At 70.4% G+C, this 15,999-nt stretch carries 19 protein-coding genes and 1 tRNA gene; 11 read left to right on the top strand and 9 right to left on the bottom strand.

The genetic code is table 11. The features are described from left to right. Window positions 1–50: 50 nt before the first annotated feature. Window positions 51–548 carry a phosphoribosyltransferase gene (locus ACZ5CZ_RS35540; protein ID WP_385841738.1) on the bottom strand — a complete coding sequence of 166 codons (498 nt, stop codon included), beginning with the start codon at window positions 546–548 and terminating at the stop codon, window positions 51–53. A 13-nt stretch (window positions 549–561) separates the two neighbouring features. Beyond that, window positions 562–1,137, bottom strand: a complete 576-nt coding sequence (dcd, locus tag ACZ5CZ_RS35535) for a dCTP deaminase (protein WP_362111351.1) — start codon at window positions 1,135–1,137, stop codon at window positions 562–564. 563 nt (window positions 1,138–1,700) lie between these two features. On the opposite strand from dcd, the gene ACZ5CZ_RS35530 reads away from it, so the two are divergent. The 4 genes from ACZ5CZ_RS35530 to ACZ5CZ_RS35515 all read left to right on the top strand — a co-directional run bounded on the left by ACZ5CZ_RS35530 (window position 1,701) and on the right by ACZ5CZ_RS35515 (window position 3,802). Next, window positions 1,701–1,771, top strand: a tRNA-Gly gene (locus ACZ5CZ_RS35530). A 219-nt stretch (window positions 1,772–1,990) separates the two neighbouring features. Next, window positions 1,991–2,239: a helix-turn-helix transcriptional regulator gene (locus ACZ5CZ_RS35525; RefSeq protein WP_468948828.1), complete on the top strand. Its 249-nt coding sequence runs from the start codon at window positions 1,991–1,993 to the stop codon at window positions 2,237–2,239. Continuing rightward, window positions 2,236–2,766, top strand: a complete 531-nt coding sequence (locus ACZ5CZ_RS35520) for a hypothetical protein (protein WP_468948826.1) — start codon at window positions 2,236–2,238, stop codon at window positions 2,764–2,766. The genes ACZ5CZ_RS35525 and ACZ5CZ_RS35520 overlap by 4 nt, the downstream gene beginning before the upstream one ends. A gap of 595 nt (window positions 2,767–3,361) precedes the next feature. Then, a complete protein-coding gene (locus tag ACZ5CZ_RS35515; RefSeq protein ID WP_468948824.1) occupies window positions 3,362–3,802 on the top strand; it encodes a hypothetical protein in 441 nt (146 codons plus the stop codon). A gap of 238 nt (window positions 3,803–4,040) precedes the next feature. On the opposite strand, the gene ACZ5CZ_RS35510 is transcribed toward ACZ5CZ_RS35515, so the two are convergent. The 4 genes from ACZ5CZ_RS35510 to ACZ5CZ_RS35495 all read right to left on the bottom strand — a co-directional run bounded on the left by ACZ5CZ_RS35510 (window position 4,041) and on the right by ACZ5CZ_RS35495 (window position 6,708). Further along, window positions 4,041–5,111, bottom strand: a complete 1,071-nt coding sequence (locus tag ACZ5CZ_RS35510) for a CU044_5270 family protein (RefSeq protein WP_468948822.1) — start codon at window positions 5,109–5,111, stop codon at window positions 4,041–4,043. Continuing rightward, on the bottom strand, window positions 5,108–5,728 hold the full coding sequence (locus ACZ5CZ_RS35505) for an RNA polymerase sigma factor (RefSeq protein ID WP_385841731.1): 621 nt from the start codon (window positions 5,726–5,728) through the stop codon (window positions 5,108–5,110). Before ACZ5CZ_RS35505 ends, ACZ5CZ_RS35510 begins: the two co-directional genes overlap by 4 nt. A 212-nt stretch (window positions 5,729–5,940) precedes the next feature. Next, complete coding sequence (locus ACZ5CZ_RS35500) at window positions 5,941–6,147, bottom strand: hypothetical protein (RefSeq protein ID WP_468948820.1); 207 nt, start codon at window positions 6,145–6,147, stop codon at window positions 5,941–5,943. A gap of 186 nt (window positions 6,148–6,333) precedes the next feature. Continuing rightward, window positions 6,334–6,708, bottom strand: coding sequence for a hypothetical protein (locus ACZ5CZ_RS35495; protein WP_385841729.1), 375 nt, complete (start codon window positions 6,706–6,708; stop codon window positions 6,334–6,336). A gap of 408 nt (window positions 6,709–7,116) precedes the next feature. Between ACZ5CZ_RS35495 and ACZ5CZ_RS35490 the strand changes: the two genes are divergently transcribed. From ACZ5CZ_RS35490 to ACZ5CZ_RS35480, 3 genes are all read left to right on the top strand, one after another. Continuing rightward, complete coding sequence (locus ACZ5CZ_RS35490) at window positions 7,117–7,491, top strand: MerR family transcriptional regulator (protein WP_468948818.1); 375 nt, start codon at window positions 7,117–7,119, stop codon at window positions 7,489–7,491. A gap of 69 nt (window positions 7,492–7,560) precedes the next feature. After that, entirely contained in the window at window positions 7,561–8,361 is an 801-nt protein-coding gene (locus ACZ5CZ_RS35485; RefSeq protein WP_468948816.1) for a MerR family transcriptional regulator, read from the top strand. Continuing rightward, window positions 8,358–9,578, top strand: coding sequence for a glycosyltransferase (locus ACZ5CZ_RS35480; RefSeq protein ID WP_468948814.1), 1,221 nt, complete (start codon window positions 8,358–8,360; stop codon window positions 9,576–9,578). Before ACZ5CZ_RS35485 ends, ACZ5CZ_RS35480 begins: the two co-directional genes overlap by 4 nt. On the opposite strand, the gene ACZ5CZ_RS35475 is transcribed toward ACZ5CZ_RS35480, so the two are convergent. Beyond that, entirely contained in the window at window positions 9,547–9,750 is a 204-nt protein-coding gene (locus tag ACZ5CZ_RS35475; RefSeq protein WP_468948812.1) for a hypothetical protein, read from the bottom strand. The two genes, ACZ5CZ_RS35480 and ACZ5CZ_RS35475, sit on opposite strands and share 32 nt — an antisense overlap. 200 nt (window positions 9,751–9,950) lie before the next feature. Then, window positions 9,951–10,829, bottom strand: coding sequence for a LysR family transcriptional regulator (locus ACZ5CZ_RS35470; RefSeq protein ID WP_385841725.1), 879 nt, complete (start codon window positions 10,827–10,829; stop codon window positions 9,951–9,953). 142 nt (window positions 10,830–10,971) lie between these two features. On the opposite strand from ACZ5CZ_RS35470, the gene ACZ5CZ_RS35465 reads away from it, so the two are divergent. From ACZ5CZ_RS35465 to ACZ5CZ_RS35455, 3 genes are read left to right on the top strand one after another with little or no spacing between them, the layout of a single operon-like run. Further along, window positions 10,972–11,844 carry an NAD(P)H-binding protein gene (locus tag ACZ5CZ_RS35465; protein ID WP_468948809.1) on the top strand — a complete coding sequence of 291 codons (873 nt, stop codon included), beginning with the start codon at window positions 10,972–10,974 and terminating at the stop codon, window positions 11,842–11,844. A gap of 29 nt (window positions 11,845–11,873) precedes the next feature. Beyond that, window positions 11,874–12,476, top strand: a complete 603-nt coding sequence (locus ACZ5CZ_RS35460) for a UbiX family flavin prenyltransferase (RefSeq protein ID WP_385841723.1) — start codon at window positions 11,874–11,876, stop codon at window positions 12,474–12,476. Further along, a complete protein-coding gene (locus ACZ5CZ_RS35455; RefSeq protein WP_468948807.1) occupies window positions 12,451–13,956 on the top strand; it encodes a UbiD family decarboxylase in 1,506 nt (501 codons plus the stop codon). Before ACZ5CZ_RS35460 ends, ACZ5CZ_RS35455 begins: the two co-directional genes overlap by 26 nt. A 10-nt stretch (window positions 13,957–13,966) precedes the next feature. Here ACZ5CZ_RS35455 and ACZ5CZ_RS35450 read toward each other — a convergent pair whose 3' ends face one another. Continuing rightward, window positions 13,967–15,280 (bottom strand): phosphatase PAP2 family protein, encoded by a 1,314-nt coding sequence (locus ACZ5CZ_RS35450; RefSeq protein WP_385841721.1) that lies wholly within the window; start codon window positions 15,278–15,280, stop codon window positions 13,967–13,969. A 468-nt stretch (window positions 15,281–15,748) separates the two neighbouring features. Between ACZ5CZ_RS35450 and ACZ5CZ_RS35445 the strand changes: the two genes are divergently transcribed. After that, on the top strand, window positions 15,749–15,952 hold the full coding sequence (locus tag ACZ5CZ_RS35445) for a cold-shock protein (RefSeq protein ID WP_385841720.1): 204 nt from the start codon (window positions 15,749–15,751) through the stop codon (window positions 15,950–15,952). The last annotated feature ends 47 nt before the right edge of the window (window positions 15,953–15,999 follow it).

Here is a 15,999-nt window from a genome sequence, read left to right as displayed (position 1 = left end):
AGAGGGCCCCCGGCGTCACCGCCGGGGGCCCTCTCACACGTCCGGAACACTCAGGCGTCGAGAACCTGCCCGGCCCGCTTCACCACGGGCGGCTCGACGCTCCACGGGAAGTTGATCCACTCGTCGGTGCGCTTCCAGACGTACTCGCACTTCACGAGGGAGTGGGACTTCTCATAGATCACCGCGGAGCGCACCTCGGCGACGGTGTCGAGGCAGAAGTCACGCACCAGCTTCAGCGTCTTGCCGGTGTCGGCGACGTCGTCGGTGATCAGCACCTTCTTGTCGGAGAAGTCGATGACGTTGGGGACCGGAGCCAGCATGACCGGCATCTCCAGGGTCGTCCCCACGCCGGTGTAGAACTCGACGTTCACCAGGTGGATGTTCTTGCAGTCCAGGGCGTAGGCGAGCCCGCCCGCGACGAACACGCCACCCCGGGCGATGCTGAGCACGATGTCCGGCTCGTACCCGTCGTCGGCGATGGTCTGTGCCAGCTCGCGGACGGCGGCGCCGAACCCCTCGTACGTCAGATTCTCGCGCACTTCACTCATGTCGCTGTGGCCCTCACACCTGGGTCCGATGGAAATTGACGTAGGACCGAGAGGCGGTCGGTCCGCGCTGGCCCTGGTACCGGGAGCCGTACCGCTCGCTGCCGTACGGGAACTCGGCCGGCGAGCTGAGCCGGAACATGCACAGCTGCCCGATCTTCATACCGGGCCACAGCTTGATCGGCAGGGTGGCGAGGTTGGACAGCTCCAAGGTGACATGGCCGCTGAAGCCGGGGTCGATGAACCCGGCGGTGGAGTGGGTGACCAGCCCGAGCCGCCCGAGCGAGCTCTTGCCCTCCAGCCGTGACGCGAGATCGTCCGGCAGGCTGATGACCTCGTACGTCGACGCGAGCACGAACTCACCGGGATGCAGGATGAACGGCTCGTCGCCCTCCGGCTCCACCAGCCGCGTCAGGTCGGGCTGCTCGACCGAGGGGTCGATGTGCGGGTACCGGTGGTTCTCGAACACCCGGAAGTAGCGGTCCAGCCGTACGTCGATGCTCGACGGCTGCACCATGGATTCGTCATAGGGATCGATCCGTACCCGCCCGGCGTCGATCTCGGCCCGGATGTCCTTGTCTGAGAGAAGCACGTAGCGAGGATACGCAAGGCGCGCGGAGCCGTGACAATCGTGACGACTCCGCGCGCCCGGCACGTGACCTTCCGTGCAGCCGCAGCTGTCTCTCCGGCTACCTCTTCGGCTACCTCTTCGGCTACCTCTTCACCAGGACGACCGGCACCGCACTGCGGAGCCGGGCGCACCGGGGACACCTCATGAGCCGGCCGGGGCCGAGCCGCTCGGCCTGCTGCATCGGGAACGAAGCGGTGCTGAAGACGTGCCCATCCGCACAGCGGACGACGGTGCGTTCCATCAAGTCCCTTAAGTCCCTTCCCCAAGAGCCTCGTCGGGCGTACCGACCCGACGACAAAAGCCACATTACGGGATCAAAGAGAGGACTCTCCAGGCGGCACTCCGACCCCCACCCGGACCCGCCACCAGCCCCCCACCGTACGCCCCAACTCCGGTCCCCCGCAGCCGGATCCCCCCGCTGAAACACCCTCAGGCCCCCGGGGGTCGAGCACCAGGGGCCTGCGATGAGGTACAGTGAGCGAGCGTCGGACACCGACCCCTCCGGGGACCGGTTCCGTACTTACGCGGGTGTAGTTTAATGGTAGAACATCAGCTTCCCAAGCTGAGAGCGCGAGTTCGATTCTCGTCACCCGCTCTGTGATTAAGGCCCAGGTCAGAGACCTGGGCCTTGTTTGTTGTGCGGCGCGACAGGTGGGCTCATGCCACAGGCGTGCCAGTTCCGCACCACAAGGTGCACCACAGAGTCCCCCCCCGTCAGTGGCGCCGCCGCCTGCCTTGGGCCAGCGGGGTTCATAGGAGCCGATCAGCCATGCGAGTGTTGCAACCCTCTCTCAACCTGTAGTAGTTCTTATACATGAGCGAGCAGGTACACAACAGGCTGGCCGTGGTTCGCGCCGAGCGGAAGGTGTCGCGGCAGAGCCTGGCTGAAGCGGTGGGAGCGCACTACCAGACCATCGGCTACATCGAGCGGGGGCAGTACAACCCGAGCCTCGACCTGGCACTGAAGATCGCGAGGTTCTTCGAGCTGCCGGTGGAGGCACTGTTCTCACTCGACCCGTTCCGGCCGCTCACGGATGAGGTCTACGGGAGGAAAACGTCATGACCACGACGCCGCTCACGCGCTACGACCGCAGCATGCTGCGGCTGATGAACGATCGCCGAGGCCGGCCCCTGTACGCCACGGCCGCCCGGCGCCGCTCGGTCGTGGCCGCGCACCTGGTACTGACCGCAGCCATCGGCGCTCTCATGGCCTACAGCTTGCTCACGGAGGGCAAACCGATCTGGGCCGTCATCGTCATGCTGGTGCTGCTGCTGCCGTGGATGGTCGCGACCGGGGCGATCAATGCGGCGACCCGTGGCCTGCTCGAACTGCGCGGACGAGCACTGGACGAACGGCAACTGGCCGAACGCGCTCGGGTGCAGGCCTACGCCCACCGCATGATGACCCTGCTCCTCGCCGCAACCGCCGTCGGCCTGTTGATCACGGGCGCGACAATCGGTCATGCCCCGACGACGTACGCCGCGCCTGCATTCATCGCTGTCCTCGCAGTGCACTGGCTGATGCCCTTGTGGGTGGCCGGCCTGACGACTCAGGACGAACCGGCCGAGGACGACGCCCCCACGGCCTGACCACTCGGAGGCCAGCCGGAGCGCGCAGCCACAACCACGGTTGCTGTACAGCAGGGGAGTACAGCAACCACCGCAACCACAGCCGCCCACCCGCCGTCGTGGCCAACGTCGTCGGCTGAGGACTCGAACCTCCAAGACTGAGCTTCCGCTCAGGGGTTCTTCGGGGCGAACGGGTCGTGCCATGCGCGTGCCAGATCGTGCGGGCACCACGGGAAACAGCGGGGAGTGGCCACGGGTGCGATCTGAATCCAACACCGCTTCGCCGCAGGTCAGTCAGCAACTGCCCCAGAAAACCCACGCTTCCCAAGCTGAGGCCCCACCGCAGTTGAGGGCCCGTCAGTCCAGCCAGATTTCCGTCTCGTTCAGCCCGGTTCAACGGCGGTCAGCCGAGACGTGGAGCCGATCCCGGCTCGGCATCGACCCGCCAATGAACGCAGGTGAACGCCCCTGCACGTCCTGCGCTGCCCCACCAGCACAGTTGGAAAGCGTGCGTCCGCTCCACCGGCAGTCGTCATGCTCGGTGCGCGGCTGGGACTGGAGCGCCCACGGGTTCGTTCCAGTGGTCCGTGCGGGAGTTGCTGACCCCGTCCGCCTCATGAGCTCTTCGGACCACTACGTCGAGTGGCACCTGCCTGGCTGTGACCCGATCCTGGAGCTGGGCGTGGCGCCCGCGTGGCTCCAGGCCAGCGAGCAGATTCCGACCACAGGACGGAGAACGATCATGGCCAACGTCACATGCTTTTCGGTCCGCCCAGAACCACAGTCCATTCCGCCCGACGGGACGGTCTTTTTCAGCGTAGGCCCGGATGATCTTCTCGGCGGCGCCGCGATCACGGCCACTGTCCAGGCAGGCTCAGGCTCGGGAAGGCCCGTGTTTGCCGAGGTGACACAGCTGGCCACGCGGAGTCAGAGCGACTCTCCTACACCTACGACGAGCCACTTCCTCGACATCGTCGTCAGGAACAACGGTCACGTCGGCGACGACGCCGCGACCATCGACTTCTACGAAGTTTTCATCACCTCTGTCACTCCGTAGCTCGCTCCGGCGGTGGCTTCGGGCAGTGCTGCGAGGGGAGCGTGGACAGAGCCGGGGATGCAACTGCTCTACAGAGCTGGACACCTCGAAGCCGGCCGCGCGTCTGAGACCCGATCCTCGCTGATCCCGGACAGCGAGATCAGCGAACTCGGCGGCCACGGTAGTCCCCGCTCCCTGGCCGGCGAGGTCGATCGCCGCAGCGTCACCGGCTTCGGGAAGATCTCGGTGTCCGAGAACCTCAGCTGTCGGTCTTGACCGGTGCGGGGCGGGGTGTCTTGCCGTGCTGGTCCACGACTGCACGCTTCATGACAGCGTCGGTGCCGTACAGCGTGTCGGTCGTGATGCCCTTGGCCTTGTCATGCGTGATGTACGAGCGCGAGCCGAGGTAGGCGAGTGTGGCCTTGTCGAAGATCCACTCGTCGCGTGTCGCGGAGGCGTCCTCGCGCGTGACGCCGATGCCGTGACGGCCGGCGGCGTCGACGGCGTCGGGGATCACGGTCACACCGGGTATCCGCTCGACCGCCTTGTAGAGGGCGGAGGCATTCGCGGGCGGCATGATCGTCGAGCTGAGCAGGCTGCCGATCGTCCCGAAGACGGCCTGGTCCTTCGACGTACCCTTCTTCGCCGAGGTCTGGGCGTAGAGCAGCTTGAGCAGGGCGTCGGGGTCGGTGGGCAGCGAGGCCAGCCACTTGTGCGTGGGGCGGTCGATGCCCGCCGGCACGGGAACGGTGGATTCGACGGGGATCTCCTCGCCCGGCATCACGGCGTCCTTCCCGGTCTCTCGGAGCCAGCCCGTCCTGGTGACGGGGCGGGGGCTTTGCGACGTCCAGGACTCCCGCGTGTGCAGGGCGCCGAGCCGCACAGGGCCGTTGAAGGTGCCCGTGTTCTCGCGGACCAGGGTCTTCACGTAGACGAACTGGTTGTCCTTCACCGGTGTCGCATCGGTTTCCATGGCCGCGGCAGCGATCCGGTCGAGGGTGACGGACGCACTGTTCACCTTGGCGGCCCCGGTGTTGGCTCCGGCCGCCGGAGAGGAGTCGTGACCACCACCGGAGAACGTGATGACGAGCGCCCCGGCCAGCGCCATCGAAGCGATGGGCAACACCAGTGCCGGGCGCCGCAGTCGGCGGATGCGCGGTGCCGGGCACGCCTGCGCGGAGGAAGTGAGGTCGCGGTCGATCTGCTGCATCAGAACTTCCTTGTAATGGAGATGACTGCTCGGCGAGAGGTCCCATTCGGTGGGAGCCGCCAGCAGCTCCTCGGCCTCACTCCGGGGCGAACCGGCGTGGTGCAGGTTGTCGGCGTTCATGGGGTGTCCTCCTGCAGAAACAGGGCCGCGAACGCGGCCTCACTCTCCATCTCTCCGCGAGGGCTCCGCGGTTCCGCCTTTCCGCGGCCGGGTTGACCGGAGCTGAGCCGGGCCAGTCGCGCCCGGGCTCGCGACAGCCGCGAACGCACGGTGCCGACCGGGATGCCGAGGGCCTCGGCGGCCTGCCGATAGTCCAGCCCGGCCGCAACGCACAGGGCGAACACCTCCCTGTCCTGGCGCCGAAGTCGGCGAAGTGCTTCGTGGACCGCCGCGAGGCGGCGCGCGTCGTCGATCCGACCTGCTGTCTCGTCCGCGAAGTCCTCGACCGGAGGTGGGGGCGGCTGACGGGCCAGGAAGGAAAGCCGACGGCGCAGACCACGGTTGGCGTTGTGTGCCTTGTGCGTGGCGATGCCGAGCAGCCAGGGTTTGAGCGAACCGCCCTCGGGCTCCACTGCCTCCCGGGTACGCCAAGCAGCGAGGAAGGTCTCGGACATGGCTTCCTCGGCCTCTGACCAGTTGCCTGTCAGCCTCAGGGCATGGTTGTAGACCGCCCGCGCGTACTCGTCGTACAGGCCGGCGAACGCCGCACGGTCCCCTGCCCGTATGCGCGCACGCAACGACTCTCCTGGTTCTGTATGCCTCACACTCGTTACTCACTCCGCACGCGCACGAGTTCCTGTGGCCTTCGCCACACCCGGCCCGGGGGAGGCTCAGCGCCGACCTCTGCCTACAGCGTGCCCGCACGAGGGGAAGGCTGCGGTCGACCAAGGTGTGATCGCGGGGGGCGTGTCAGTCGCCAGACCTTCGCCGTCCAGGACCAGGGCACCGCTCACGCGGCTGTCCCGGCATGTGAAGCGCCACCGGCCAGCCGGGCACGCCTGGCCGCCACGGCCTCGGGATCGGCCGGTCCGGGCACCTTGGCGAAGTCCGCGATCGGCTCATGCAAGCTGTCCCGTTCGATCTGCCGCTGGGCGGCCTTCTCCAGGTAGCAGATCGGTTGCGTGCCGGGCGATGGCCCGGTGTCGTCGTGGAGCACAGCCAGGCCTGGGTGGGGGCAGGCGCTCGGCGTCCTCGACGGCACCCCGCTCACGCACACACTCGACGTGACGGCTGATGCGCGCCGCCCGCTCCTGCCCACCGACGACCCCGGCTACACGAGGGCGTCACCACCGCTGCCGTCAACCCGCCGGCCCACTGATCCGGCCCCGGGCCGGCCGGCGCCTCACCGGTCGAAGTGGACGAGATCTCCCACGGTCCACGCGCTGACGTCCTTGATCGCAACGCGGTACATGCCCCCCGTCTCCGGGATTCCGAGGCTGCCCTGGAGGATCCGGGCGAGATGGAAGTGCAGATGCGTGGGCGCCTCGTCGCGGCCGGGCCGGTTGCCTCGCGGTTCGCGGGCGAAGACGTCCGCGAACGGGCCGAGACGGTCCGAGTCCTTCAGGACCTCCGCCACCCGCTCCCGCCACACGGCCTCCGGGGCCAGCCGGCCGGTGATGACGGCACCGCCGACGATCACGGTCAGGGACATCTGATTGCTTCGCTCGGACTCCACAGCGGCGGAGATGGCGACGAGCAGCTCATCAGGGTTCGACATGTCAGCAGAGCTTATGCGGTCCATCCGCGTTCACGCCCGGTGAGGGTCGATCACGGCAGGTTTCCTTCTCCTCCACGAGAGTGAAATCTACTCTTGCCGGGATAGCTTTTCGGTGTCGTCGTGGGTATGGTTCTTCTCGTAGAGAAGGTCGAACGAGAGCCGAATGGAGGAGCAGACGCCATCAGGATCGCCCGGCCCGGGTAGCTCTCGGCCGGGTACCGCAAGACCCCGGATTGGATGGTGGTCCCCGGTCACGCAGCTGCGATCCCCCGCTCCGCCCTGCTGGGCCGGGAAGCGGACATAGAAGGTCGGCACCGCAGTAGGGCCGACAGATGGTGTTCAATTTCCTTCGGGGCCCTGGTGCCGTACGGCACCAGGGCCCCTCGACGCGTTACACAGCGAGGTGACATGACATCGGACAACCCCCTGAATGATCGCCTGGACGACGACGACTATCCCGCGTACACGATGGGCCGGGCGGCCGAGATGCTCGGGACCACCCCGGCCTTCCTCCGGGCCATCGGGGAGGCTCGTCTGATCACTCCGCTCCGCTCGGCGGGAGGACACCGCCGGTACTCCCGCTACCAACTCCGGATCGCCGCGCGCGCCCGCGAACTGGTCGACCAGGGCACCCCGATCGAGGCCGCGTGCCGCATCGTCATCCTCGAGGACCAGCTCGAGGAAGCGCAGCGCATCAACGCCGAGTACCGCCGCGCAGCCGGCCGATCGGCGGCCGGCTCCGGCACCAGCTCCGGCTCGAGTTCCAGCTCCGCCTCCGCCTGAACACGCGAGCGCGGTTGACCCTCCCCTTACGTCAGGCCTGAGGCTGTAGGCCGACGAAAGGGCTGATGGATGAGCTACTCCGTGGGGCAGGTGTCGGCGTTCGCCGGGGTGACGGTGCGTACGCTGCACCACTACGACAAGGCGGGACTGCTCTCGCCCAGTGAGCGCAGCCACGCCGGCTACCGGCTCTACAGCGACGCCGACCTGGCCCGGCTCCAGCAGATCCTCTTCTACCGCGAACTCGGCTTCTCCCTCGAGGAGATCGCCGCGATCCTCCACGATCCGGAGACGAACGCCGTGGACCAGCTGCGGGCCAGGCAGCGGCAGCTGAGTGCGGAGATCGCCAGGCTGCACCGGCTGGCCGAGGTGGCGGAACGAGCCATCGAGGTGCAGCGGACCGGGGTGTCCCTGACCCCGCAGGAACGCTTCGAGGTCTTCGGCGAGATCACCTTCGACCTGAGCTACGCCACCGAGGCCGAGCTGAAGTGGGCGGACTCGGAGGGCCGGCGCGCGTCGATGACGCGCGCGGCCGCCCACACCAAGGAGGACTGGCGGCAGCTCATGAGCGAGGCGTCCGCCTGGCGCGCGGAGCTGCTCGCGGCCTTCGACGACGGGGAGCCCGGCGACGGCGAGCGGGCCATGGACCTCGCCGAGGAGCACCGCCTGCACATCTCGCGCTGGTTCACCCGCTGCCCGCCCGACATGCACCGGCGCATCGCGGACGACTTCGTCGCCGACCCGCGCGCCTTCGCCCTGGTCGTGCCGCCGTCACAGCAGCGCCCGGGGCTGGCCGCCTATACGTGCCGGGCGATCCACGCCAACGCGGCCCGGCACGGGGACGGCCGTACCGCATCCGGGGAGGACCGTTGAGAATCCTGATCGCCGCGGCCGGATCGCGTGGAGACGTCGCGCCCTACACCGGTCTGGGCGCGGAACTGCGCCGCGCCGGACACGACGTCGCCCTGGCCACCACGGACACCTTCGCGCCGCTCGTGCACGGCGCCGGGCTGGACTTCCGCAGCCTCCCCGCCGACCCTCGGGTCCGCGGCGGTGTCACGGGCGGGCGGGAACTCATGCGGGCCGCGGCCGCGTTCGTCACGGAACTGGGGCAGGGGTTCGCCGACGCGGTGGACGACGGCACGGAACTGCTGCTGCTGTCGCCCACCACCGCCCCGCTCGGCTGGCATCTCACCGAGGCCACGGGCACCCCGAGCCTGGGTGTGTACCTCCAGCCCACCGCGCCGACCGGCGATTTCCCGCCCGTCGTCACGGGTCTGCGCTCCCTGGGCCGCCGCGGCAACCGCGCCGCCGGGCGCTTCGCCCTCCGCATGGCCGACCGCCTCTACGCGGAGGCGGCCGCGAAGCTGCGCCACCGCCTCCAGCTGCCCCCGGCCTCCCCTTCCGAGGTCCGCCGGCGACAGGAGCAGGCGAACTGGCCCGTGCTGCACGGCTTCAGCACGGCCCTGGTGCCACGCCCCTCCGACTGGCGTCCCGGCCTGGAGGTCGTGGGCACCTGGTGGCCCCACCACGATGCGGCGGAACGGCTGCCCGCGGTGGTGGAGGACTTCCTGTCCGCCGGGCCCCGGCCCGTCCTCGTCGGCTTCGGGAGCATGGCGCCCGGGGACGGCGCACGGCTCAGCGAGATCGCCGTACAAGCCCTGCGTCGGGCCGGGCTGCGCGGCATCCTCCAGGCCGGCAGTGCCGGGCTCGCGGCCGACGCCGACACCGACGACGTCCTGACCATCGGGGACGTGCCGCACGCCCTGCTGTTCCCCCGGCTGGCCGCGGTGGTCCACCACGCCGGGGCCGGCACCTCGGCCGCCGCGTTGCGGGCCGGAGTGCCCGCGGTCACCGTGCCGGTGACGGCCGACCAGCCGTTCTGGGCGGGCCGGCTCGCCGCCCTCGGCGCCGCCACCGACCCGATCCCCTTCCGGTACCTCACCGCCGAACGGCTCGCGGACGCGCTCGACCGCGTCGTGAAGCAGCAGGCGTACACCCGAGCCGCCGCCGAAGCCGCGCGCCACATGGCGACCGAGGACGGCGCGGGGCGGGTCCTCAAGGCGATTGAGCGGCTGACCAGCGGATGACGCCGACGACGCCGATGACGCCCGGGGGCCAGAAGGGGTCTTCGAAGGTCGCCATCACGCGGCCGCGCGCGTCGTACGCCGTCACCGTCGTCGGCCCGTCGTCCGGCTCCGCCGGCGGGCGGCGGCGCCAGGCGCAGGCGAGGACGAAGCCCGGGGTTCCCGGCAGGGTCATCACCCGTGCCTCGTCCGCGGCGCCGGCCGGGGAGCGGGTGGCTCCCCGGCCGGACCTGCGATCGCCGCCGTCAGCACGGCGGTCGAAAGGATTCTGCGCGGGAACATCATGCTCCTTCTCGGCAAAGGTCGTTCGGCATCGGGAGAGACCTCCTCCCGACCTACTCACCCCGTGCGCGCGGGAAAGGTTGCATGGACCCCCTAGTTGCCGAGCGCCAGGGAGGTGAAGGCGCGGATCTTGGCGTTCTCGGTGTCCGCGCGCCACACCAGGGCGCCGTTGGCCGGGGGCAGGCCGGTGAGCGGGCGGTGCACGACGCCGGGGTGGGCGTAGGAGCGGAACAGGCCTTCGTGGGTCGTCCAGACCAGCTCGCCGGCGGCCACCCGGTGCAGCGCCTCCTGGTAGGTCCGGCCGCCCGGCCCGCGGCGGAGCGGCCTGCCCAGCGGGGTGAACGGCGGGCAGAAGCCGTGCCGGAGGGCCTCCGGGAGTTCGGCGGGGCCGTCCAGCAGGACCCAGTCCGAGAGGTCCTCGATGTCGACGGACCGCCGTGCCGCCAGCGGATGGTCCGCGCCGACGGCCAGCAGTCGGCCGTGCGAGACCAGGACGGCGCCCACCCGCATGTCCGGCTCGTCGACCGGCAGCAGCGTGAACAGGACGTCGACCGCACCGGAGCGCAGCGGCCCGTAGGGGTCGGCCCAGGGCACCTCGGCCACCGTGATGTCGCAGGCCGGGTGGAGCCGGCCGAAGGCGATGACCAGCTCGGTCAGCGGCGGGCCGTTGAGGCAGCCGAGGAAGCCGACGCACAGGGCACCGACCACGCCCTGCGCGATGGCGCACGCCTCGTCGAAGCTCTTCCTGAGGCCCGCGTGGGCGGCGCCGAGGCTGCGCCGGGTGTGCTCGCCCAGCGGGGTCAGCGCGACCCGACGGCTGGTGCGGGTGAACAGCGGTGCCCCGATACGGCGTTCCAGGGAGCGGATCAGCTGGCTGACCCGGGACTGGGAGAGCCGCATGCGGTCCGCGGTGCGCCCGAAGTGCAGCTCCTCCGACAGCACCAGAAAGGTCTCGATCTCCGTCAGGTCCACTGCGCCCCCCGCATCGATGAGCCTGGCTGATGGATTGTGCATCACTTCGACCTTGATCGGCCAACTCCCCGCTGGAATCGTCGGGTTGGCGGCCGAGGCCGTGGCAGCAGGGATCAGAGCGGACACAGCACAGGGGGTACATGTGATCGTCGTCAGCGGAGCGACGGGCACCGTCGGGGCGCGGGTGGTCACCGGTCTGCGGGACCGGGGCGTGGCGGTACGGCCGCTGGTGCGCGCGGGCTCGGCGGTTCCGGCCGACTGGGGACCGGAGGTCGTCCCGGCGGTCGCCGACTTCACCGACCCGGCGTCGCTGGACGCGGCGCTGGCCGGTGCGGATGCGGTGTACCTGCTCGTGGCGGTCCACCCGGACATGGCGGAGCACGAGCGGAACCTCGTGGACGCCGCCGTCCGTACCGGCCGCCGTCCGCGCGTCGTGCTGCACGCGGCCGCCGGGATCGGGCAACGGCCGGACGGCGTCCGGTTCCTGGCCGCGCACAGCAGCGGACTCGACCACCTGGCCGGCAGCGGACTGCCGTGGACGGTGCTGGCTCCGAACGGGTTCTTCCAGAACTTCCTGGGCATGGCGGAGGCGGTGCGCGGCGGGCGGCTGGCCCTGCCGGGCGGCGCGGGCGCGGTGTCGTACGTCGACACCCGGGATGTCGCGGCCTCGGCCGTGGAGGTGCTGACCGGGGACGGGCACGACGGCGCGGTCTACACGCTGACCGGTCCGGCGGCCCTGTCGCACACGGAGATCGCCGGGCTGCTCGGCGCGGCGGTCGGACACCCGGTGGAGTACGAGGCCGTACCGCCCGAGGAGGCGCTCGCCGGGATGCTCGCCGCCGGCTGGGACCCCTGGCGGGCGGAGGGGCTGGTCGAGCTGTACGGCCTCTACGCGTCCGGGGCGGCCGGCACCGTCACCGACGACGTGGAGAAGCTGACCGGCCGGCCCGCGCGGTCCTTCGCCGACTTCGCGGCCGAGCACGCCGCCGCCCTGCGGGGAGAGGCACCCCACTGAACGGACGGAACGGACGGCCACGGCGGCTGGTGGTGGGCATCAGCGGCGCCACCGGCATCGCCTACGGGATCCGGGTCCTGGAGCTGGCCCGCGCGGCCGGGGTCGAGACGCACCTGGTGGTGACGCCCGCGGGCCAGCAGACCAGGGCGTACGAGACCGACCTGGGCGCGCGCGAGCTGGCCGCGCTGGCGGACGTCAGCCATCGGCCGGCCGACATCGGGGCGGCGATCGCCTCGGGGTCGTTCCGGACCGACGGCATGATCGTCGCGCCCTGTTCGGTGCGGACGCTGGCCGCGATCGCGTACGCGGGCGGCGACAACCTGCTCACCCGGGCCGCGGACGTGACCCTGAAGGAGCGCCGGCGGCTGGTTCTGCTGGTCCGGGAGACCCCGCTGACCCTGGCGCATCTGCGGGCGATGACCGCGGTCACCGAGGCGGGCGGGATCGTGATGCCCCCGGTGCCCGCCTTCTACCTGCGCCCCGGCACGGTCGAGGACATCGTCGACCACACCGCCGGCCGCGCCCTTGACCTGCTCGGCATCGAGGTGCCCGGGCTCCCGCGCTGGGACGGCAGTCCGCCCGGCGCCGACTCGACGAGGAATCCCCGTGACACATCTGCGCAGTCTGCGTGAGTTCATCGCAGAGCTGGCCGCGATCGGCGAGGTCAACGAGATCGACACCGAGGTCGACTGGAACCTGGAGATCGGTGCGGTCATCCGCCGCTCGTACGACCTGAGGGCGCCCGCGCCGCTGTTCACCCACATCACCGGCTACACCGGCACCGGCTTCCGGGTGTTCGGCGCACCCGGGGGCCTGTCCGGCCCCGAGCACCCGCTGGCCCGGATCGCGCTGGCCCTGGGGCTGCCGGCCGAGTCGTCGGGCCGGGCGGTCATGGAGGCCGTGGTCGCCGCCCGCGGCCGCCCCGGCGTCCCCCCGGTCGAGGTGCCCGCCGCCGGCGCCCCCTGCAAGGAGAACGTCCTGCGCGGCGACGACGTCGACCTGTTCGCCTTCCCGACCCCGCTGATCCACGGCAACGACGGCGGGCGGTACATCCAGACGTACGGCATGAACATCGCCCGCACGCCCGACGGCTCGTGGACGAACTGGTCGGTCAACCGCATGATGATCGCCGGCCGGGACCGGCTGGCCTGTCTGATCCCCGCACCCCAGCACCTGGGCATCATCCGCGCCCAGTGGGCGGCCCGTGGTGAACCGATGCCGGTCGCGCTCGCCCTCGGGGTGGAGCCGGCGCTGCCGTACGCGGGGGCGATGCCGCTGCCCGAGGGCGTGGACGAGAGCCACTTCGTGGGCGCGCTGTTCGGCGAGGGCATCGAGGTGGTGCCCGCCGAGACCGTGGACCTCCAGGTGCCCGCCAGCGCCGAGATCGTCATCGAGGGGCACATCGCCTTCGACGAGACGGTGCAGGAGGGGCCGATGAACGAGTATCCCGGCTACAACAGCGACGAGGCCTCGCCCAAGCCGGTGTTCCACGTCAGCGCGATCACCCACCGGGACGGGGCGATCCTGCCGGTGGTCGCGGCGGGCCCGCCGGTCGAGGAGGACCACACCGGCACCGGGACCATGCACGCCGCGGAGATCCTCTACCAGCTCCGCGCGGCGGGGCTGCCGGCGGCCTCCGCCTGGTTCTCCTACGAGTCCGCGCTGCACTGGCTGGTGGTCTCGGTGGAGCGGGACTGGTACGAGACCCTGGGCATCCACTCCGGGGAACTCGCCCGGAAGGTCGGCGACATCGTCTTCGCGGGCAAGGCGGGCTTCGGTGTGCCCAAGGTGCTGCTGGTCGAGGACGACATCGACATCACCGACGTCAGCGAACTCGTCTGGGCCTTCGCCACCCGCACCCATCCGGAACGCGGCGAGGTCCACTTCCCGGCCAAGCCCACGGCCGCGCTCTCCGTCTATCTCTCCGAGGCGGAGCAGCACAGCTACCGGGCCGGCAAGGTCGTCCACAACTGCCTGCTCGCCGACCGCTTCCCCAAGGAACGGCGCCCGGTCAAGGGCAGCTTCACCAACGGCTGGCCGGCCGCCGTACGGCAGCGCGTCCTCGCCAACTGGAGCACGGCGTACGGCTATCCGGAGCCGCGGGAGCGGTAGCGCGGGCCCGCTATCCCTCCGCCTTTGCCGGCTGGGGCACCGGGGCCGTGAACTCGCCGGGTTCGAGGTGCGGTCCCGGCTGCCGCTCGGGCTCCCAGGACGTGGTGGTCCGTACATAGCCGTGGACCACCGAGGTCATCGCGAGCAGCAGCAGCGGTCCGGACACCCACGGGTGGGCGGCCATCTGCATCGGCAGCCAGCGGTACGACACCAGGAGCACGGCGAAGACCGTCGTACCGTAGGCGACCAGCTGGAGACCCGCGCGGTCCCAGCCGCGGTCGTACGAGCGCACGCCTGCCTCGACCGTGAGCGCGAACACCACGCCGGCGACGAGGTCGGCACCGTAGTGGTAGCCGAAGCCCAGCGTCGCGGTGAGCGTGGCGACCAGCCAGAACGTGCCCGCGCCCCGCAGCGCCCGGGGGGCCCTGCGGGTGTGGATGAAGATCGCGGTGGCCCATGCCGTGTGCAGGCTGGGCATGCAGTTGCGGGGGGTGATCCCGTCGTACGGCATCGGGTGCGGAGGGGTGAGCGGCGGGGGCGTGTCCGGCCAGAGGTCGGCCACCGCCCAGTGCAGGCCGCCGGTGCCGGAGGCGCCCGGGCCGTAGGCGAAGACGGGGCCGACCATCGGGAAGACCATGTAGACGACCGGCCCGAGGAGCCCGATCAGCAGGAAGGTGCGCACCAGGTGATGGGCCGGGAAGCGGCGCTCGGCGGCCACGTTGCGCAGTTGGTACAGCGCGACGACGATCGCGGCCACCGCGAGCTGTCCGTAGACCAGGTGGAGGAGGTGCGAGCCGGCCGAACCGGTTGCCCTGACCACCCGGCCCATCAGCCAGGACGGGTCGCCCAGCGCGTGGTCGGCGGTCGCCACGTACTGGTCGAGCACCGACGGACGGGCCTTGGAGGTGATGAGCAGCCAGGTGTCGCCGATCTTGCGCCCGGCCACCAGCAGCAGGCCCAGCCCGACGCCCTTCAGCAGCAGGGTGCGGTCCCGGCCGGTGCGGCGCGTGACGGCGACGAACGCGCAGCCCGCCATCACCCACACCGCGCCGGTGCCGAAGGGCGCCCCGGCGGGTCCCCCGGCGCCGGCCGCCCACCGCACCAGCGCGAGGACGGCGTCGATGCCGAGGGCGGCACCGGCCGCGATGAACCGCTCCCGCCAGGTGAGCACCACCATCGTCAGCGCCAGACCGCCGTACAGCGGACCCGGCTTCGGGGCGCAGATCAGCCCCTTCACCTGGGTGGTGATCGGTCCGGGCTGCCCGTAGCGGCGTGCGACGATCTCCAGTGCGACGAGGAGTGCGAGAGCCGCCGTGGCCGCCACGGACCACAGCACGGCGCGCGGCCGACGCCACGCGGCCGACGCACCTCTGTCGCTTATTCGCGCAAACACCCGCATCGCTCTAGACATCGATCATTTGGCCGGTTTGTTCGACTCGGACGGACAGACGAAACGCGATGACGGTCGTCATCGCGCGGTCGGACCATGCTAGCCCTGCGCCGCGGCGGGCTCCCCGGCCCAGGCGGGGTCCGGGATCTGTCGGGCGAGAGGAGGATTCCTGGTCCCGTCACTACAGAATTCGGTCACCGACCGGACGAGAATGGCCGGACGCGTCGTAAAACACACGGACACCGTCGGCGGACCTGTGTTAGCGTGATAGCAGTTGCAGTTTTGGTTGCCAGAGAATTTTTTCTTTGCAGAGCTTTCCGGATCTTTCCGGAGGGGTGATCATCGCGGCGACTCGGCCCCGCAAAGTGCGGAGTCCGACACTGCCCCTCTAGGGAGATTCAAATGGCATCCGGCACCGTGAAGTGGTTCAACTCGGAAAAGGGCTTCGGCTTCATCGAGCAGGAGGGTGGCGGCCCGGACGTGTTCGCCCACTACTCGAACATCGCCACCCAGGGCTTCCGTGAGCTTCAGGAAGGCCAGAAGGTCACCTTCGACGTCACGCAGGGCCAGAAGGGCCCGCAGGCGGAGAACATCCTTCCTGCCTGACGCTGACACACAGCGTCGCGAGCCGGCGGCTCGCACCTCACGTGGCT

It is taken from the genome of Streptomyces sp. NPDC031418 (assembly GCF_055581605.1).
Note: the sequence above shows the minus strand (reverse complement) of the source record. Positions and strands in the feature narration are given on the sequence as shown.

Excerpts from the sequence above, each read along its gene's own strand:
- ACZ5CZ_RS35445 (WP_385841720.1), top strand. The coding sequence starts at position 15,749 with ATGGCATCCGGCACCGTGAAGTGGTTCAACTCGGAAAAGGGCTTCGGC.
- ACZ5CZ_RS35490 (WP_468948818.1), top strand. The coding sequence starts at position 7,117 with ATGACATCGGACAACCCCCTGAATGATCGCCTGGACGACGACGACTAT.
- ACZ5CZ_RS35520 (WP_468948826.1), top strand. The coding sequence starts at position 2,236 with ATGACCACGACGCCGCTCACGCGCTACGACCGCAGCATGCTGCGGCTG.
- ACZ5CZ_RS35485 (WP_468948816.1), top strand. The coding sequence starts at position 7,561 with ATGAGCTACTCCGTGGGGCAGGTGTCGGCGTTCGCCGGGGTGACGGTG.
- ACZ5CZ_RS35540 (WP_385841738.1), bottom strand. The coding sequence starts at position 548 with ATGAGTGAAGTGCGCGAGAATCTGACGTACGAGGGGTTCGGCGCCGCC.
- ACZ5CZ_RS35515 (WP_468948824.1), top strand. The coding sequence starts at position 3,362 with ATGAGCTCTTCGGACCACTACGTCGAGTGGCACCTGCCTGGCTGTGAC.
- ACZ5CZ_RS35525 (WP_468948828.1), top strand. The coding sequence starts at position 1,991 with ATGAGCGAGCAGGTACACAACAGGCTGGCCGTGGTTCGCGCCGAGCGG.
- ACZ5CZ_RS35475 (WP_468948812.1), bottom strand. The coding sequence starts at position 9,750 with ATGACCCTGCCGGGAACCCCGGGCTTCGTCCTCGCCTGCGCCTGGCGC.
- ACZ5CZ_RS35495 (WP_385841729.1), bottom strand. The coding sequence starts at position 6,708 with ATGTCGAACCCTGATGAGCTGCTCGTCGCCATCTCCGCCGCTGTGGAG.
- ACZ5CZ_RS35510 (WP_468948822.1), bottom strand. The coding sequence starts at position 5,111 with ATGAACGCCGACAACCTGCACCACGCCGGTTCGCCCCGGAGTGAGGCC.